This is a genomic window from Pantoea sp. Ep11b (assembly GCF_040783975.1).
Classification (GTDB): Bacteria; Pseudomonadota; Gammaproteobacteria; order Enterobacterales; family Enterobacteriaceae; genus Pantoea.
Map to the genome: position 1 here is coordinate 534,306 of NZ_CP160631.1, position 19,250 is coordinate 553,555.

At 60.1% G+C, this 19,250-nt stretch carries 12 protein-coding genes; 8 read left to right on the forward strand and 4 right to left on the reverse strand.

What is annotated here, in order from left to right; translation table 11 throughout:
- Nucleotides 1–31: 31 nt before the first annotated feature.
- Genes bcsG through bcsE form a run of 3 tightly spaced genes read right to left on the reverse strand, consistent with a single transcriptional unit; the run spans nucleotide 32 to nucleotide 3,415 of the window.
- Nucleotides 32–1,693, reverse strand: a complete 1,662-nt coding sequence (gene bcsG, locus AB1748_RS02520) for a cellulose biosynthesis protein BcsG (RefSeq protein ID WP_111139435.1) — start codon at nucleotides 1,691–1,693, stop codon at nucleotides 32–34.
- Complete coding sequence (locus tag AB1748_RS02525) at nucleotides 1,683–1,880, reverse strand: cellulose biosynthesis protein BcsF (protein WP_111139436.1); 198 nt, start codon at nucleotides 1,878–1,880, stop codon at nucleotides 1,683–1,685. The genes bcsG and AB1748_RS02525 overlap by 11 nt, the downstream gene beginning before the upstream one ends.
- Nucleotides 1,877–3,415, reverse strand: a complete 1,539-nt coding sequence (gene bcsE / locus AB1748_RS02530; RefSeq protein ID WP_111139437.1) for a cellulose biosynthesis protein BcsE — start codon at nucleotides 3,413–3,415, stop codon at nucleotides 1,877–1,879. The genes AB1748_RS02525 and bcsE overlap by 4 nt, the downstream gene beginning before the upstream one ends.
- Before the next feature lie 192 nt (nucleotides 3,416–3,607).
- Between bcsE and bcsR the strand changes: the two genes are divergently transcribed.
- From bcsR to AB1748_RS02570, 8 genes are all read left to right on the forward strand, one after another.
- Entirely contained in the window at nucleotides 3,608–3,805 is a 198-nt protein-coding gene (bcsR, locus tag AB1748_RS02535) for a cellulose biosynthesis protein BcsR (RefSeq protein WP_111139438.1), read from the forward strand.
- On the forward strand, nucleotides 3,805–4,524 hold the full coding sequence (bcsQ, locus tag AB1748_RS02540) for a cellulose biosynthesis protein BcsQ (RefSeq protein WP_111139439.1): 720 nt from the start codon (nucleotides 3,805–3,807) through the stop codon (nucleotides 4,522–4,524). The genes bcsR and bcsQ overlap by 1 nt, the downstream gene beginning before the upstream one ends.
- Nucleotides 4,521–7,103, forward strand: a complete 2,583-nt coding sequence (bcsA, locus tag AB1748_RS02545) for a UDP-forming cellulose synthase catalytic subunit (protein ID WP_367395967.1) — start codon at nucleotides 4,521–4,523, stop codon at nucleotides 7,101–7,103. Before bcsQ ends, bcsA begins: the two co-directional genes overlap by 4 nt.
- Before the next feature lie 22 nt (nucleotides 7,104–7,125).
- Nucleotides 7,126–9,417 carry a cellulose biosynthesis cyclic di-GMP-binding regulatory protein BcsB gene (gene bcsB / locus AB1748_RS02550; RefSeq protein ID WP_367395968.1) on the forward strand — a complete coding sequence of 764 codons (2,292 nt, stop codon included), beginning with the start codon at nucleotides 7,126–7,128 and terminating at the stop codon, nucleotides 9,415–9,417.
- On the forward strand, nucleotides 9,410–12,877 hold the full coding sequence (bcsC, locus tag AB1748_RS02555; RefSeq protein ID WP_367395969.1) for a cellulose synthase complex outer membrane protein BcsC: 3,468 nt from the start codon (nucleotides 9,410–9,412) through the stop codon (nucleotides 12,875–12,877). Before bcsB ends, bcsC begins: the two co-directional genes overlap by 8 nt.
- Nucleotides 12,878–12,992: 115 nt before the next feature.
- Entirely contained in the window at nucleotides 12,993–14,999 is a 2,007-nt protein-coding gene (gene hmsP, locus AB1748_RS02560; protein ID WP_111139443.1) for a biofilm formation regulator HmsP, read from the forward strand.
- Between the two features lie 225 nt (nucleotides 15,000–15,224).
- Entirely contained in the window at nucleotides 15,225–16,514 is a 1,290-nt protein-coding gene (locus AB1748_RS02565) for a dicarboxylate/amino acid:cation symporter (RefSeq protein ID WP_128086317.1), read from the forward strand.
- Between the two features lie 245 nt (nucleotides 16,515–16,759).
- Entirely contained in the window at nucleotides 16,760–18,253 is a 1,494-nt protein-coding gene (locus AB1748_RS02570) for a pitrilysin family protein (RefSeq protein ID WP_111139445.1), read from the forward strand.
- Nucleotides 18,254–18,255: 2 nt separating this feature from the next.
- Here the strand turns inward: AB1748_RS02570 and AB1748_RS02575 are convergent, their stop codons facing one another.
- Nucleotides 18,256–19,128: an alpha/beta hydrolase gene (locus AB1748_RS02575; RefSeq protein WP_111139446.1), complete on the reverse strand. Its 873-nt coding sequence runs from the start codon at nucleotides 19,126–19,128 to the stop codon at nucleotides 18,256–18,258.
- Between the last annotated feature and the right edge of the window lie 122 nt (nucleotides 19,129–19,250).

Genomic DNA, 19,250 nt, shown 5'->3' on the forward strand with positions numbered 1-19,250 from the left:
GGCTTAACAGCGCTGACCCGCCGCTGACGGCTTACTCCGGATAGGGCACCCAGTCGCCACCGTTAAGCCGGATCCAGGGCTTACCCTGATACATCATCACCACCGCACCGTCGTTTTCCGACACCACCGGCGTCTGTGGCAGCTTATCCGCCAGCACTGACATATTCACATTTGGCGCATTAAAGACCTGCCCATCTACCACGCGCGACACCAGTTCCGAGATCGCCAGCAGGCTGGTCGGGGTATCAATGTTGAGCGGCTGTCCCTGATGAGGCGCCTTCATACCGACAAACTTAATCCCCACCGGCACATGCGTAATGCCAGGGCTGGGAATATCGCGCAGGCCTGACATCTGCATTTTATCGCCCTGCAGTGCTGCGCCATGCTCCGGCACCACCAGAACCATCACCCGACGGCCGGACTTCTCCAGCTGGGTGAGGAAGGTATCGATCTGATCAAACAGCTGTTGCGCACGCGGCTTCCACGGAGCGGTTTTGGTGCTGCCGAGGTCGCGGGTGCCGTCATGCAACGGGATCAGGTTGTAGAAGGTGGCGCTGCGCGCATCGCTGCTCTTATTACGATCGTCGAGCCAGCGCTGCATCAGCTGAGCATCATTAAACACCGGTGAGCTGTCGAAGGAGGTCAGCTCTGGCGCGATGCCCGCCTGCGACATTAGCGGAGCCTGAATGTCGCCCGATTCGCGCAGCTCCTTGAGATAGTTACCAAACACGCCGGTGTGGTCCATCATCAGCTGCTCTTTGAAGCCCAGCTTCGCCAGGTTGTCGAACAGATAGCAGCGCGCATCGGCCGGTTTGTAGAGATCGCTGTGCGAGGTCTGACCGCAGCTGGCGCGCAGCAGGCGAATCCCCGCCGGGCCGCTGTAGCTGGTAGCCGAGTTGTAGTTGGTCAGCATGATGTCGAAGTGCTGCCACAGTGGATGATTGCGCAGCTGGACCGCATCCATATCGGACCAGGCGAGCGAACAGATGTTGATCACCAGGATGTCGAACGGCTGTGAATCCGCTGGCAGGCTCTCCGGGAAGTGGGTGACGCGCTTGCGCTCACTCTCATAAAAACGGCTGAGCCAGGCGGTCAGGCTGGCGCTGGTGGGTGCGGCCGACTGATCGAGCCCATCCGGTACGGCTGCTGCCGGGGTTGCGGCGGGCGTCTGATTCAGGACAACCTGCGGCGTGGCAGCGCGTGTCGGCAGCAGCGACATCGCCGGACCCGCGATAGTCAGCACGTTGAGCCAGATCAGCATCAGTGACACCAGCACGGTAAGGCGGATCCACGGAGAGATAAACAGGTAGAGCACCAGCAGCACAAACAGCGCCCCCAGCATCTGCCAGTTAATGAAACGGTCAGCCAGATCGAGCAGATAATCAACGGAGAATCCCATCAGTTGATCGCCCTGACTGAGAATGCTGTTGATGCCGGGCAGCCAGGTATCATGCCAGAACAGCCCGAAACCCATCGGAATGGAAACCCAGTGACGCAGGCGATGCAGACGCACCGACGGCAGCGGGAAAAGCAGCCAGGCCAGAAACACGAGGTTGCTCAGGGCGTGAAAATTGAGATAGCCGTACCACAGCAGAGCGAACTTGACTAAAAAGTAGAAGTTCCAGCCGCCTAATCCACGCCAGCCGGACCACAGCCGGGCGGCATGACCCGCAGTGGGTTGATCATTTTTCATTAACTTTTGCATCCGTTTTTGAAGAGTGACGCTGCCAGTGCCCTTCAGACTTCAGCGCACGAGCAGGTAACAGGCGATTCAGCAGACCATACCAGCGACGCGGCAGCCACTGCTGCCACACCGGTTTCAGAAGCAACACGATCCCTGTCGCCAGCAGGGCAATCTGTACCCAGTCCATCAGGTTCATCGGGGCTCATTCTCCGGCAGTAAAGTAATGGGCTGCGGTGTCGCGCGTTCAGGCTTTTCTGCGGGCCGTGGGAGGGCGTCGCGCGCCGGCCCGGTCTCCGCTGACAGCGCCTGCAGCGCCACCGGTCTCCTTTTTTTGATATTGCCGATCTCGGCCTGAATCTGGTTATCCTCAAACCAGATAATCCGGTTGGCAAAGAGTTCGTCGTGCGGCAGTGAAAAGATAAATGTCAGGGCTTTATCCAGGTCGTTATAGCGGCAGGAGGAGAGAAACAGGATAACGCGATCCTCCAGCACCGTGACCAGGTCCCCAAAGCGACGCGGCTTGCAGAGCGTCAGGATTTGCTGCGGGCTAAGCTGCGGCACCGGGCGCAGGGCGACCAGCAGACCTTTGTCATTTTCCGGCAGCAGCGGATTACTGATAAGCTGGCCGACCGCCTGACAGAATGCCTCAGGAGGCAGATAGCCCTTTTCATGCAGCGGCTGCAGCGAGGCGATCAGCGCGTCCAGACTGGCGGGCACCAGACGGCTGAACCGCTGCCCCTGAATCCCTTCCAGCAGAGTAAGGAACTGCGACATCGCGGCCGTTGTAGGCACGATGCTGTTCACACCGCACGCCTGCAGCAGACGCTCATCGCTGTAACGCAGGCTGACGCCCATCTCACGCACCACGATCTTCAGCCCGTTGCCCCGGGCGCGGCGCAGACTGTGCACCATTTTTGCCAGTTCGCGGATCTGTTCGCTGTGCGTCAGACTGAAAATAACGGTGGCGGCATTAGCCTGCTGTGCCTCTTCCCATACCTGCTGATTATCTTCAAACAGCCGCCACTGACGTGAAAGCGGTGGTGCGCCTTCAAGCACGCTTTTATCGGCCAGATAATGCTGTTCATCATTCAGGCTCAGTGGTTCCAGCGTTTCTTTTAACGCAAAGAAATGTTCATCTTCACAGCCCAGACGCAGCGTGCGATCGGCCAGCAGTCGTTCACCGGCGTACCACCAGCTTATTTGATATTGCCAGCCACCCTGCTGAAAGGTTAAATAAGCCAAGCCGTCCATATAACGAAAATAACGCTGCAGATTGTTACTCTGATTAAATTGCGTGATTCCGGACGTGACAATGAGAAGCGTCATTTTTCTTTTATGCAGCAGCCTGCGCATGCGCATTATCCAGTCGCTTAATTCCGCTGCATTTAACTTATCCCACTGCGCAGCCGAGCTGCTAAAGATTATCAGCCCATTTTTACTGCCCAGCGTGCGGGCAAAATCCCGCTCCAGCTGCAGCAGGCTTTTTTTATTTTCGGGTAATGAAAACAGCGGGATACGATCGGGACCACCCACAGGATCCGGCGTCAGCAGCGCCTGAGGCGGCTGGCCGGCACTAATGAGTGTGACAGACTGCTGATGCGATATAACCTGACGAATAAAAGTATGGGCGTCCTGCGGGCGTGTGCAGCTTACCCAGTAACAGCCAGGCGTTTGCAATGCCGACACTTCGGGCTGAACCTGTTGCAGCCCCAGCGAAAAAGAATTTTTCATATTGAATTCGTTATTTTTCCAGCCCCGGCTAGTTTATTATAGACAGCATAGGTTGTAACCTGACTAATTAAAAATAACTGATTACCGATCATTTACCCTTTCCGGCCATCGTACCGATTCTGGAAACCACTTTCCAGATTGAGGGCAAATGTAACTGTCCTGTTGCAGACATTTTATTCGTGGCGAGAAATAATGAAAAACCCAAATGTTTATACGCTGGCCGCCGCTCAGCATGAACCTCAGGATGATATCAGCGCGCTGCGCGACGCTTTTTCTCTGCATGCGTTTCGTTATGTCGATATTGCGCGTGAAGAGCGGCTGAAAGAGATTGTGGCTCGCTGGCCGCTTTTATCGGAAACCCTGTCTGCGCTGCCGGGGGCCACCCGCTGATGCCGCAGATTGCGCTTCAGGGCATCCGGGGCGGCGTCGGCACCACCTCGCTCTGCGCGGCTCTCGGCTGGGCGCTGACCGCGCTGGGCGAGCGGGTTCTGCTGATTGATGGTTCGCCGGTCAGTCAGCTGGGTGCGCACTTTAATCTGCCCGTACAGGTTACGCAGGGCTGGATGCAGGCGCTGTGTGACGGCGGTGACTGGCAGCAGTGTGCGCAGCGCTACCCGCAGGGACCAGACCTGCTGCCGTATGGTCTGCTTTCCTCCTCTGACCCGGCACAGGACAGGGCTGTCGCCGCGCCGCTTCTCGACGCGCTCCCGGCGCTGCGCAGGCGTTACGGCTGGATTCTTTTCGACCTGCCTGCCGACAGCGCGCCGTGGCACGAGGGACTTCTCCCGCAGCTGGATGGTCTGCTCTGCATTACCACGCCGGACGCCAACTGCCATCTGCGTCTGAGCCAGCGACGGTTTCCTGCAATGACCCGGTTTCTGATTAATCAGTTTAATGCCAACAGCCGCCTGCAGCAGGATCTGCATCAGCTCTGGATGGCATCGCTGAATCCGCTGATCCCGCTGCTGATCCACCGCGATGAGGCGCTGGCCGAAGCCCTGATGATGAAGCAGCCGGTCGGGGAATATCGGCCACATGCGCTGGTCAGCGAAGAGATCTCCACCCTGGCTAACTGGCTGCTGCTGCATCTGAAGGGGAACCACGCGTGAACCCGTTACGCTGGCTGCTGACCGCCCCGGCCTGGCAGGGGGTACAACGGCGCTATGCGGACGCACGTCGTCATGGCGCCTCGCGCTTCGCCAGCGCCTTTAATCTGTTCTGGTGCGGGCTGGTGGTGATGCTGTTCCGCGTCGAAACACCCGGCTGGCAGCGCATTCTCCGGCAGCGCCGCCGTCTCTATCCGCATATTTCGCCAGAGCGCCCCCGGCCGCTCGATTTTCTGCGCTATCTGATTCAGACGCTCTGGCTGGTGATTGTCCTGCCAGCAGAGGCGCCCCGCCGCCGGGCAAATGGCTTCGCTGCGCTGATTCGCTGGCGGCAGCAGGTCTACCGCTGGCTGGAACGGCGCGCAAAACGAGCCGAATCGAACCCGCTCGGTGCGCGCGCCGAACAGCGGCTGAAGCGTCTGCCGCCGCTGCTGCGTTATGCGCTTTTTATCGGGATGGGGCTCTTCGCCTCGCTGCTGGCGCTGCTCTGCATCAGCCAGCCCTTCGATCTGACGACGCAGTTTATCTTTGTGCTGCTGCTCTGGGCGCTGGCGATGGGCATAAGGCGGGTACCCGGCCGTTTATCCACCATGATGCTGATTGTGCTGTCGCTGACCGTATCCTGCCGTTATCTCTGGTGGCGCTATACCTCGACGCTGAACTGGGACGATCCGGTGAGCCTGGTACTGGGCCTGCTGCTGATTGCCGCAGAAACCTACGCCTGGGTGGTGCTGGTGCTGGGCTATTTCCAGACCCTGTGGCCGCTTAACCGGCAGCCGGTGTCGATGCCAGACGACCGCGCGACATGGCCCTCGGTGGACCTGCTGGTGCCCACCTACAACGAACCGCTGAGCGTGGTCAGGCCGACGCTCTACGCCGCGCTGGGTGTCGACTGGCCGAAAGATCGCCTGAACATCTATCTGCTCGACGACGGTAAGCGCCCGGAATTTCGTGAGTTTGCCGAAAGCATTGGCATTCACTATGTGGTCCGGCCGGATAATGCACACGCCAAGGCGGGCAACATCAATCACGCGCTGAAAACGCACTGCCGCAGCGACTTCGTGGCGATCTTTGACTGCGACCATGTGCCGACGCGCGCCTTTCTGCAGATGACGATGGGCTGGTTTATCAAAGATCCCCGACTGGCGATGCTGCAGACGCCGCATCACTTTTTCTCACCCGATCCGTTTGAGCGCAACCTGGGGCGTTTTCGCCGCACGCCAAATGAGGGCTCGCTGTTTTACGGGCTGGTTCAGGATGGCAACGACACCTGGGATGCCACCTTTTTCTGCGGCTCCTGCGCCATTCTGCGCCGTGACGCGCTGGAGAAGATTGGCGGTATCGCCGTTGAGACCGTGACAGAAGATGCGCATACCTCGCTGCGCCTGCATCGCCTCGGTTACACCTCCGCCTACATCCGCATTCCCCAGGCGGCCGGGCTGGCGACAGAGAGCCTGTCAGCCCATATCGGCCAGCGTATCCGCTGGGCGCGCGGCATGGTGCAGATTTTCCGTCTTGATAATCCACTGTTCGGCAAAGGGCTGAAGTGGGTGCAGCGCCTCTGTTATGCCAATGCCATGCTCCACTTTCTTTCCGGGATCCCGCGGCTGGTGTTCCTGCTGGCGCCGCTGGCATTTCTGCTCTGTCATGCCTACATCATCTATGCGCCCGCGCTGGCGATCGCCGTCTATGTGCTGCCGCATATGCTGCACACCAGCCTGACCAACTCGCGCATTCAGGGACGCTGGCGACACTCGTTCTGGAGCGAAGTCTACGAGACGGTGCTGGCGTGGTATATCGCCCTGCCGACAACCGTCGCGCTGATTAACCCGCACAAGGGCAAATTCAACGTGACCGCCAAGGGCGGACTGGTCGAGAAGCGGCATCTGGACTGGGTGATCACCCGCCCTTATATGATGCTGGTTCTGCTCAATCTGGCGGGCGTGGTGATGGCCTTCTGGCGGCTGCAGCACGGCCCGGTCAATGAAGTGTTAACGGTGTGGGTCAGCCTGGTCTGGGTGATCTACAACATGGTGATTCTGGGGGGCGCGGTGGCGGTGTCGGTAGAAGCCCGGCAGATCCGCGAAGCGCATCGGGTAGAGATTGCAATGCCTGCGGCGATTTCGCGCGAAAACGGCCACATGCTGCCCTGCACGCTGCGTGACTATTCGGATGGCGGGGTCGGCCTGGAACTGCGTGAGCCGGATGCGCTGCTGGAGGATGAGAAGGTCTGGCTGCTGCTGCGTCGCGGGCAGCAGGAGTTCAGTTTCCCCTGCAGAGTGCAGCGCGTCTTTGGCCTGCGGGCAGGCGTGCGTCTCGACGCCCTGACTACCCGCCAGCATATCGATTTTATCCAGTGCACCTTCGCCCGCGCCGATACCTGGGCGCTGTGGCAGGACGGTTTTCCTGAGGATAAACCGGTGCAGAGCCTGGCCGATATTACGATTCTCGGCTTCAAAGGGTATCTGCGCCTGGCGGAATATGGTCCGCCGCAGTTACGTCGGTTGTTTAACCTGCTTACCGCTGGGGTAAGCTGGCTGGCTTCGCTGTTGCCGCAGGGCATCGGTCGCGCGCCTGCTTAAAATTCTGCATTGAGTTGATGATATGACGACAACGAAAGTAAACAGGTGGGTCGCTGCGCTGCTGCTGGGCTCCGCAACACTAAGCTGCGCACTGGCGCAGGAGACGGCGCCGGTCACTGCCGCTGCGGAACCCGCGCAGCAAACGATGCCGCCGGAGGCGGGTGCGCCGCTGCGCAGCAGTCAGCTGAATTTTGTGACGCTGGCGCCGCCGCCAGGCAGCATGACGCTGAGCGGGACGCGCAGCACTGGCCAGATCGAATTCGGGGTGCGCAGTGATGAGGTGGTGACGCGTGCGCTGCTCAACCTCAGCTTCCGCCCGTCGCCCGCGCTGCTGCCCACGCTGTCGCAGCTGAAAGTCTACCTCAATGATGAGCTGGTGAGCCTGATTACCCTGACGCCGGAGCAGATGGGCAAAGAGAATCAGATGCAGCTGGCGATCGATCCCCGGTTTATCAGCGACTTTAACCGCCTGCGCTTTGAGCTGGTGGGGCACTACGCAAACATCTGCGAAAATCCGGCTAACAGCACCATCTGGCTCGATATCGGCAAAGAGAGCGGGCTGGATCTGACGCTGCAGAAGCTGCCGCTGAAAAACGATCTCTCCCACTTCCCCGAGCCTTTCTTTGACGCGCGTGATAAGCGGCCATTGATGCTGCCGATGGTGTTTGCCGCCGAACCGGACATTAAGCAGCAGCGTGCCGCCGCCATCCTTGCCTCCTGGTTCGGCAGCAAGGCCGCCTGGCGCGGACAGCGTTTTCCGGTGCTCTACGATCAGTTGCCTCAGCAGCAACATGCGGTGGTCTTTGCCACCAACGATGCCCGCCCGACGTTCCTGAAAGATCTGCCTCCGGTGATGAAACCGACCGTAGAGATAATCAGTCAGCCTGACAATCCCTATGAGAAGATGCTGCTGATCCTGGGACGCAATGACGATGACCTGCTGACGGCGGTGCAGGGGATTGCACAGGGTGAGTTGCTGTTGCGCGGTGATACCTCCACCATCGATCAGGTTACGCAACTGGCCCCGCGTCAGCCCTACGATGCGCCCAACTGGGTGCGCACCGATCGCCGCACTACCTTTGCCGAGCTGTCGCAGTATGAGAACCAGCTGCAGTCTGACGGTCTGCAGCCCAATCCGATCAGCCTGACGCTGAATCTGCCGCCCGATCTCTTCCTGGTGCGGGCGCGCGGAATTGATATGGATCTGAGCTATCGCTACACCTCGCCGCCCCAGCAGGATGGTTCGCGGCTGGCCGTGAACCTGAATAACCAGTTTATTCAGGACTACCCGCTGATGCCTAAAAATACTGCCGGGCAGCAGCTGCTGCATATTCCGCTGATTCAGGGCATGCTGGATAAGAATCGTGAACTGCGCATCCCCGCGTTACGTCTGGGGGTGGTCAATCAGCTGCGCTTCGATTTTGACTATGCCAACACCTTTGTCGGCGGCACGGCTGACGGCCGCTGTGAAACCGTCACACCGGTCGGCCATCATGTGGTGCTGGATGAGAGTTCCAGCATCGACTTCTCCGGCTATCGCCACTACATCGAAATGCCGTCGCTGCAGACCTGGGCCAATGCCGGTTTCCCCTTCAGCCGCCTGGCCGATCTCTCTCAGACGCTGGTGCTGGTTCAGCCCGATCCGGATGCACAGCAGGTCAGCACGCTGCTGAACGCGCTGGGTAATATCGGCGCGCAGACCGGCTATCCGGCGCTGCGCGTGCAGCTCACCGATGACTGGATCAGCGCGAAAAAACAGGATGCGGATCTGCTGATGATCGGCGGCATCCCTGCCGATCTTCAGGATGACCAGCGGATCAGCGCGCTGGTGAAGGCTACCGCCAGCTGGCTGAAAAAACCGGTGCGCCAGACCGCTCAGCAGACGCAGCCGCTCAGCGCGGCGGAACGAACGGCAGAAAGCCGTACCGCGATAGGTTCCCGAGGGCCGCTGGCGACCGTAATCGGTTTCCAGTCTCCTTTCTACGATCAGCGCAGTGTGGTGGCGCTGCTGGCCGATGGCAGTCCGCGAAGCTGGCAGCTGCTGGATGAAGCTCTGGAAGACAGCGGCAAGCGCAGCGCGATCTCCGGCTCCACCGCAATTATCCGCGAATCGGGCGTCAACAGCCTTCGCGTGGGAGAGACCTACTTTGTGGGCCATCTGCCGTGGTGGGAACGGCTCTGGGCCACGCTTGCGAACCATCCGTTCTGGCTGGCGCTGTGCGCCGTGCTGGTTGTGGTGCTGTTCGCCCTGCTGGTCTGGCGTCTGATGCGTCTTGTCGCGCACCGCCGCCTGCTTGACGATGAAGATGAATAAGGCGCCTCTGCTGCGGGCAGGTGTCCTGATCGGCGTGCTGGGTGCGCTGTCGGGACAGGCTGCGCCGGTCGCCGGGCCGCAGGTTTCACCGGTCGACTGGCTGCTGACCCAGGTACGTATTGGTGAATCAACCAATAAATATGAGCTGGTGCAGCAGTCGCTCTACCGTCTGGAGAAGATAGACCCGGATAACCCTCAGGTGCTGGCGGCGCGTCTGCGGCTGGCGCTGCATCAGGGCGATCTCACGGCGGCGCAGACGCTGCTGGATCAGCTCAACCGGCAGGCGCCCGGCTCGGCGGCAGCGCGTGAGTCGGCAGCAGGACTGCGCATGATGTCTCCTGACGGACGGCAGCAGTTGCAGCAGGCACGACTGCTGGCCACCTCGGGCCGTCTGGCGGAGGCGAAAGATGCCTATGATGCGCTGTTCAGCGGGGTATTCCCCGACCCGAACATCGCGCTGGAGTACTGGCGGCTGCTGGCGCGACTGCCCGGACAGCAGGATCGGGCCTGGCAGCAGCTGCAGCAGCTGGAGCAGCGTTATCCCGGCAATGTCGGGGTCGGATTGCAGATTGCCCGCATGGCATTTGATCGCCAGCAGCCGGAGCTGGCTACCGCGCAGCTGAAGCGGCTGGCGGAGAGCAGCGGCGGCCGCGATGCCGCGGCTGACCTCTGGCTGCAGCACATCAACGATCAGACGATCAGTGACAGCAGCGTGGCGCAGCTGAAAGCGTATCTGGCGGTGTTCACCGATGGCGATGCGCATCAGCAGGGCATGGAGGCGCTGAGCAGGCAGCAGAAGACCCTGGCCGATCCCGCCTACCGTGAACGGATGCGGGCGCTGGCGCTGGTGGAAGCAGGCAACGTGAATCAGGCGATGAGCACCCTGAATCGCGCGCTGAAGGCAAATCCTGATGATGCCGAACTGATGGGCGCGATGGGGCAGACGCAGGCCCGCGCGGGCCATCGCGCTGTCGCCATTCTGTGGCTGGAGCGTGCCATTAAAGCGGGTCAGCAGAGTACGCTGGTCGGCAAATGGCAGTCGCTGCTGCAGACCAACCGCTACTGGCTGGCGATAGAGCAGGGCGATAAGGCGCTGGCGCAGCACGATATTAAGAGTGCCGAGCAGCACTATCGCACGGCTCAGACGTTCGACAGCAGCGACAGCTATGCCCTGATTGGGCTGGGTGATGTGGCGATGGCGCGCAACAACAGCGCCGGTGCTGAGCAGCTCTGGCAGCGTGCGCGCCAGCTGGACGGCTCGAACATTACCGCGGTACGTCGGCTGGCGGCACTCTATCAGGCCGTTTCACCCGCCCGCGAAATGGCGTTTATCAATTCACTACCGGCCGCGCAGCAGCGGGCTCTGGCCGACACGCTGCGCGCACTGCGCAGCGACAGCCTGCGCGCGGAGGCCGACACCCTGGCGCAGCAGGCCCGCTGGCCGCAGGCGGCGGAAAAATATCGCGAGGCGCTGGCGCTGGCGCCGGATGATGTCTGGCTCAGCTATCGGCTGGCTGGCGCGCTGCGCAATCGCGGTGACGTGCAGCAGGCAAATGCGGTCATGCGCGCCGTGGCACAGCAGCATCCGCAGGATCCCACTGCGCTTTACGCCACCGCACTCTGGTTCTCAGGCAACGACGATGAGCGCACGGCACTGGCTACGCTCCAGCGCCTGCCCGGGTCGCAGTGGAGCGGTGATATGCGCCAGCTCGCTGAACGCCTGAAGCAGAACCAGATCTTTGCCCAGGCCGACAGGCTGCGGGCCGCAGGCAATGAACAGGCGGCCATCGCGCTGCTTGAACAGCAGCCGGTTTCCGGCCGACGCGATCTGACGCTGGCCGACTGGGCGCTGGCGCGCGGTGACGCACAACAGGCGCTGACGGGCTATCAGCAGGTGCTGTCGCGCCAGCCGGAGGATGGTGATGCGGCGCTGGGACGCATCGAGGCGCTGGTTGCCCTGCAGCGCAACGCTGAGGCACGCCAGGCGCTGGCGCAGCTGCGGCCGGCAGCGCCGGGGCTGAATGTGGCGCGCCGCGTTGCGCTGGCGTGGCAGGCAGTGGGCGAGACCGCGCGGGCCGCTGAGCTGTTCGCCGGGCTGAAACAGCGTGCCGCGTCGCTGCCACCTTCCCAGGCTAAGGCGCTGCTGTTCCGGGATGCGGCCCGGCTGGAACGCGCTCAGCAGCAGCCCGAACAGGCGCTGGCAGATTATCGTGAGGCGATGACGGCCAGCGGTATTAATAGTGGGGGCAACCTCAGTCGCGCCACGCGCAACGATCCCCGGGATACGTGGCTGGAGCGCGGCCTTCGCAGCGACACCGCCGATCTCTATCGTCAGCAGCAGACCACGCTGACGCTGCAGCAGGACTACTCACGCAACAGCGGCACCGGCGGCATCTCAGATTTCACGGCACACACCACGATGCTGCAGGCAGAGCGCCCGCTGGCCGACGGGCGCGGCTTTCTGCGCGTGGATCGGGTGGACCTCTCTGCCGGCACTTTTGCCACCCGCAACGGCAGCATCGATGAACGCTTTGGCAGCTGCGACGACGCCAGTTCGGGTGGATGTCGTGGTCCGACGCACCAGCGCGACAGCGGCACGGCGCTGGGCGCAGGCTGGCACAATGGTGTCTGGTCGGCCGACCTGGGCACCACGCCGCTGGGTTTTGAGGTCACGAACTGGACCGGCGGCCTGAGCTGGAAAACGGATATCCGCGATCTCGGTGTGACGATGACTGCCTCACGCCGGCCCATCACCAGCTCACTGCTGGCCTATGCCGGCACGCGCGATCTGGCCGCCAGCGGCGGCAAACGCTGGGGCGGCGTGGTGGCCACCGGCGGCAGTATCGGACTGAGTTACGATCAGGGCGGCGCGCACGGCGTCTGGGGTGACATCAGCGCGCATCAGATCAGCGGCAAAAACGTCGCCGATAACAGCCGCGAGCGCCTGATGGGGGGCTACTACTACAAACTGATCAACAGCGATAACCGCCGCGCCACCGTCGGACTGAACACGATGCTCTGGCACTATCAGAAGGATCTCAGCGACTACACGTTCGGTCAGGGCGGCTACTACAGCCCGCAGCAGTATCTCTCGTTTTCTGTGCCGGTGACCTGGCGGCAGCGAACGGAGAACTGGTCGTTTGATCTTGGCGGCTCACTCTCCTGGTCGCATTCCGCCACCCATGCGCAGCAGCGTTATCCGGTCAATCCGGGCTTCGCTCTGGCCAGCAATCCCTCGTCCGCCAGCAGCACCGGCGGCGGTGTGGGCTACACGCTGCAGGCGGTCGTGGAGCGGCGGCTGACGTCAGACTGGTTTATCGGCGCGGGTGTCGACATCCAGCAGGCGAAGGATTACACGCCGAGCCACGGCCTGATCTATGTGCGCTACGCGGCTGGAGGCTGGGAAGGGGATCTTGATATGCCGCCGCAGCCCCTGATCCCTTACGCGGATTTTAAATAATCCCGGCCGGGAAAAAGCCGGACTTTTCAGACGGTAAAAAAGTCAGTTTATGGGATATACTGACCCGCATTCACCTGTCTGCTATCTGGGCTTTTTCATCCTCGGGAGAGAATTTTTGCGCGTAAGCCGGTCACTTACGATAAAGCAGATGGCGACAGTTTCGCTGGTTGCGGTTATTGCCATCAGTATTTTTATCGTCATCCAACTGTTTCATTTTGTGCAGCAGCGCAGGATTGACTACGCCCAGCAGATGGAGAACATCGCCCATACTGTTCGTCAGCCGCTGTCGGAAGCGGTGCTGCGCGCGGATATCCCGCAGGCCGAACGCATTCTTCACTCCCTGAAACCGGCCGGGATTTTATCGCGTGCCGATGTGGTGCTGCCGAATGCGTTTCAGGCGCTGCACGCCGACTTCGAGACGGAAAAACCGGTGCCGCGGCTGGTGGCCCGGCTGTTTGAACTGCCGGTGCAGATCACCCTGCCGCTCTACTCGGTAGAGAATACCGGCATGCCGAAACCGCTGGCTTACCTGGTGCTGCAGGCGAACTCCACGCGCGTCTACCAGTTTATCCTCAGTACGCTCTCGACCATGATTATCACCTATCTGCTGCTGGCGCTGATCCTGTCGGTGTCGATCAGCTGGTGTATCAATCGCCTGGTGGTGCATCCGCTGCGTAATCTCGCGCGCGAGCTGCAGGAGCTGCCCCCGCAGTCGATTCTGACGCATAAACTCGCCCTGCCGCCGAGCCACCGCGATGACGAAATCGGCATGCTGATCCGCAGTTACAACCGCAATCAGCAGGTGCTGGAGTCGATACACGATGAGATGAGCCGGCTGACCACCCATTTTGCCGTCACCGATCTGCCCAACCGCACGCTGTTTCTGGCGCTGGTCGAGCAGTTTATGTGCAATCCTGAACGGTCGCTGGGCCTGATGGTGATCCGCATCGAAACCCTGCAGGAAGCCAACGGCGTCCTGAGCGACGAGCAGCGCGATACCCTGATGCTGACGCTGGTGGAGAAGATCCGCCATACGCTGGATGACCATACCCTGCTGGCGCAGACCGGCGTCAGCGATTTTGTCCTGTTGATGAAGCGCGCCAGTAATCCGTTCCGTGCGCTGCGTCTGGCCCGCAATCTGATGATCCGCCTGAATCAGCCGGTCAATCTGCATCAGCTGCAGCTGCGTCCCAACGTCAGCATCGGCCTGGCGCTGCGCGACGATCAGCCGCTGAGCGCGAATGAGCTGCTCGATCGCGCCACCTCGGCGATGATGTCGGCCCGCCATCAGGGCAAAAATCAGATCCTGTTCTTCGACGCTGCGCTGACCGAACGCGCGCAGAAGCGCCTGACCCAGGAGCATGACATTCTGCAGGGGCTGCACGATGAGCAGTTCGCCCTCTATCTGCAGCCTCAGGTTGATATGCGTACCGGCACCTTAACCGGCGCGGAGGCGCTGCTGCGGATGCGCCAGCCGGATGGCAGCTACGGCCTGAGCGAAGAGTTTATCGCCAGCGCCGAAGAGATTGGGGTGATCAGCGCGATTGGCCGCTGGGTGTTTGAAGAGGCGTGCCGCATTCTGGCGGGCTGGCAGCGACAGGGCATCATGCTGCCGCTGAGCGTCAATATCTCTGCGGTGCAGCTGCGGGATACCGCTGTGGTCTCTCATCTGCAGTCGCTGCTGGCGCGCCACCGTATTGCTCCCGGCACGCTGGTCCTGGAAGTGACAGAAACGGCGCAGCTGGAAGATGCGCAGCAGTCGATGTCGATGCTGCGTATGCTGCAGCAGACCGGGGTGGCGGTAGCCCTGGACGATTTCGGTATGGGCTATTCCAACCTTAACTATCTGCATCAGCTGAAAGCGTTGCCTGTTAATAAGCTGAAGATGGACCGCAGCTTCGTGGCGGCGCTGCCGGATGATGACACGATGGTCTGCATCGTAGCGGCCATTGCCGAGATTATTCATCTTGAGGTCATTGCCGAAGGCGTGGAAACCGCCGAGCAGCGTGACTGGCTGCTGGCACGCGGTATCGCCATCGGACAGGGCTATTTTTATGCGGAAGCCCTGCCGGTCAGCCGCTTTAACGCGCTCTGGATTGAAAAATCCTCACCGGCGCAATAACGGCCTGATTCATTGATTTTGCGAGAATTTTAGTTACAAAACCCCTTGCTGAAGCGTTTCAGTTCAGAAATACGACCCCAGGGTTTCCTGGGGCTTTGTCACCCTGTATTAATCACGTAAACAGAGTGTTATTTTCGGGTTACTGTCAGGCGCTACCTCTGTTGCCCGGCAGTCACAATAACAAATCCGACAACATCACCTCATGGCGTTAGTGGACACCTGTTTATGAAAACCTCACTTTTTAAAAGCCTTTATTTCCAGGTGCTGATGGCGATTGGCATCGGCGTTTTGTTAGGCCATTTTTACCCGGAGTTAGGGACCCAGATGAAGCCTCTGGGAGATGGCTTTGTTAAATTAATCAAGATGATTATCGCCCCGGTTATTTTCTGTACCGTGGTGACCGGCATCGCGGGCATGGAAAGCATGAAAGCGGTTGGCCGGACCGGCGCGGTTGCGCTGCTCTATTTTGAAATCGTCAGTACCATTGCGCTGATTATCGGCCTGATTGTGGTTAACGTGGTGCAGCCGGGTGCCGGGATGAACGTCGATCCGGCCACGCTGGATGCCAAAGCCGTGGCGGTTTACGCGCAGCAGGCCGAGCAGCAGGGCATCGTCGCTTTCCTGCTGGATGTGATCCCTAACAGCGTGATTGGTGCCTTTGCCAGCGGCAACATTCTGCAGGTATTGCTGTTCGCCATTCTGTTTGGTTTTGCCCTGCATCGTCTGGGTAACACCGGCACGCTGATTTTCAACGTGATCGAAAGCTTCTCTAAGGTGATTTTCGGCATCATCAACATGATCATGCGTCTGGCACCGATAGGGGCATTCGGTGCGATGGCCTTTACCATCGGCAAATATGGCGTGGGATCGCTGGTGCAGCTCGGTCAGCTGATTATCTGCTTCTATATCACCTGTGTGCTGTTTGTCGTGATTGTGCTGGGGCTGATTGCCCGCCTGTTCGCCGGCTTCAGCATCTTTAAGTTCATCGCCTATATCAAAGAAGAGCTGCTGATCGTGCTGGGCACCTCCTCGTCGGAGTCTGCGCTGCCGCGCATGCTGGATAAGATGGAAAGGCTGGGCTGTAAGAAGTCGGTGGTGGGGCTGGTTATTCCTACGGGTTACTCTTTTAACCTGGATGGCACCTCAATCTACCTGACCATGGCCGCAGTGTTTATCGCGCAGGCCACCAACGCGCACATGGACATCTTCCATCAGATTACGCTGCTGGTGGTGCTGCTGCTCTCCTCCAAAGGGGCAGCCGGGGTGACCGGAAGCGGCTTTATCGTGCTGGCGGCGACGCTCTCGGCGGTAGGCCATCTGCCGGTGGCGGGTCTGGCGCTGATCCTGGGGATTGACCGCTTTATGTCGGAAGCGCGTGCCCTGACGAACCTGATCGGTAACGGTGTGGCGACAGTGGTAGTGGCGAAGTGGGTCGATCAGCTGGACCACAAACAGCTCGACGACACCCTGGCAGGGCGGAATAAGGAGAATAAAGCGTCTGAATCTTCAATTTAATCATTGAATTTCATTTAAATCTCCACAAATGCCCGCTGTCGCTTGCCCTGACAGCGGGCATTTGCATAATGAACCCCACTTGTTTTTTTGACGTTTTTCACTTCGCTGCGCGACATCCTGAATTTCCTGTGGTCAAACACATTGTTATTGGATAACAGCGCGATTCGGCGCCCGCCGATTCGTTAATAACAGCGGCACTACGCGCCAGTGATAACAATATTTGAATTATTTGAGTAGGGGTTCACATGCAGGGCACCAGAATTCGGCTTTTGGTTGGTGGATTAATGCTGGCTGCGACCAGCTATGGTCTCCAGGCAGAAACGCTGCAACCGGATCCGGCCTGGCAGGAAGGCAAGCTGGATAATGGATTTAACTGGCAGTTACTGGCCACACCGCAACGCCCCAGCGATCGCATCGAACTGCGGCTGGTGGTGAACACCGGGTCGCTGGTGGAAAGTGCGCAACAGACCGGCTTCAGCCATCTGCTGCCGCGTCTGGCGATGGTGCACAACACCGCGCTCGATACGCAGCAGCAGCGCGCGCTATGGCAACAGGCGATGGATCCTCAGCATCCGCTGCCACCCGCGATCGCCTCCTATGATTACACGCAATATAACCTGAGCCTGCCCAACAACCGTCCCGAACTGCTGAAAGAGGCCCTCAACTGGCTGGCGGCCACGGCGGGCAATATGGCTATCACTGATGCCGTCGTTAACACCGCGCTCAGCGCCTCCGATCCGGTCGTCACCTGGCCGAAAGATCCGCAGGATGTCTGGTGGCGTTATCGCCTGAAAGGCTCTGCGCTGCTGGCCCACGATCCCGCCGCACAACCGCGTGCGCCGGTGGATTTAACGCAGCTCAACGAATTTTATCATCAGTGGTACACCCCGGATGCGATGACGCTCTATGTGGTTGGCAATGTTGACAGCCGTAGCCTCTCTGAGCAGATCAATAAAACCTTCTCGCCATTAACCGGCAAACGTGAAACGCCTGCGCCTCTGCCCACCCTGTCGCCGCTGCCGCACGAGCCAGTGAATCTGGTCAGCGGCAACATGACGCAGGATCGCCTCTCGCTGGTATGGGATACGCCGTGGCAGCCGATCCGCGACTCCCAGAATCTGCAGCGTTACTGGCAGGGCGATCTGGCCCGTGAAGCCCTGTTCTGGCACGTCCAGCGTGCTCTCAGTGACAGCAAGGCCCAGGGCATTCAGGTAGGCTTCGACTGTCGCGTGCTGTATCAGCGTGCGCAGTGCTCTATCAACATGGATGGTCGCAACGAGAGTCTGGCGCAGAATATGAGTCTGGTGGCGCGTGAGCTGGCAAACGTGCGCGATAAGGGCTTACCGCAGGAGGAGTTTGATGCGCTGATGGCGCAGAAGCTGCTGGAGCTGAACAAGCTGTTTACCACCTACGCCCGCACCGACACCGATGTGCTGATGAGCCAGCGCCTGCGTTCCCAGCAGAACGCCGTGGTCGATATCGCCCCTGAGCAGTATCAGAAGCTGCGTCAGACGTTCCTGGCCGGCCTGACCCGCGAGCAGTTAAACCAGGAGCTGCGCCAGCAGCTGACGCAGGAACTGATGATGGTGCTGATCCAGCCGGAAGGCGAAGCGGAAACTAACGTGAAGAGCCTGCAGAACAGCTGGGATAAAGTGATGGCGCCGTCAGCAGCACCGGCGACCGGCAATGAAGCCAGTTCGCCGGATAGTAACGTCAAAGACGTTCCGCCTGCCGCGTAACGTCAGGTCTTAGCCCTGAGCCACTCGGTCACTAACATTGGCCAGCTGGCGAGGGGCAAATCGGCCACGCCACGGATTCCGAAGCCGTGTCCGCCTTTCTGATAAAAATGCACCTCTGCCGGCACCTTGTGTTCACGCAGTGCGCCAAAAAACGCCATGCTGTGGTTCACCGACACGGCTTCATCGTCGGCAGCGTGAATAAGCAGCGTCGGCGGCACCAGTGGATGAACGCGGGTTTCCAGTGAGTAGGCTTCAATCGTCTTCTGATCGGGCCACGCACCCAGCAGACGGGTTCGCGCACCTTCATGCGCGATGCCGTCACGCATACTGATCACCGGATAGACCAGGATCATGGCATCCGGGCGCGGCGAGAAGTTTTCTGCCCCATCCTGTACCGGATAGAGTTTCTCCGCAAAGCGCGTACCCAGACTGGCGGCTACATGCCCGCCCGCTGAAAAGCCCATCATAACGATATATTTGCCATTAAGACCGCGCTGCGCCCGTTCACGCAGGACGCGCACGGCGCGCTGCGCATCCGCCAGCGGCGCATCCGGGCCTTCATGATGACCATCGTAGGGCAGGCGATAGGTCATGACCGCCAGGGTGTAACCCATCGAAGTAAAGAAGGTTGCCAGGGCGCTGCCTTCACGATCGATCATTACCCGCTGATAGCCCCCGCCCGGTGCGACCAGCAGGGTGATACCATTGGATTCGACCGGATGCCAGAGTGCGATCTCGGGGCAGCGCACGCCAGTGGCCGCGCGATCGTAAGGTTCATACTCTTTTGCCATATCGACAATCTGCGGCTGTGCGCGTGAATCGCTGGCGCCAGGTGCATCACCGTGTGGCCAGATATTAATGATTTCTGTGTGCATAAATAGATCCTGATGCGGAGAGTCTTTTAATTGTTGTTCGCGGCCGGAGAGAACAGCGTCCTGCTGTCTTTTGATTAAAAGATGGTCTTTTTTCAGGCAGTCGTCCATCCGAAAAGGGCGAA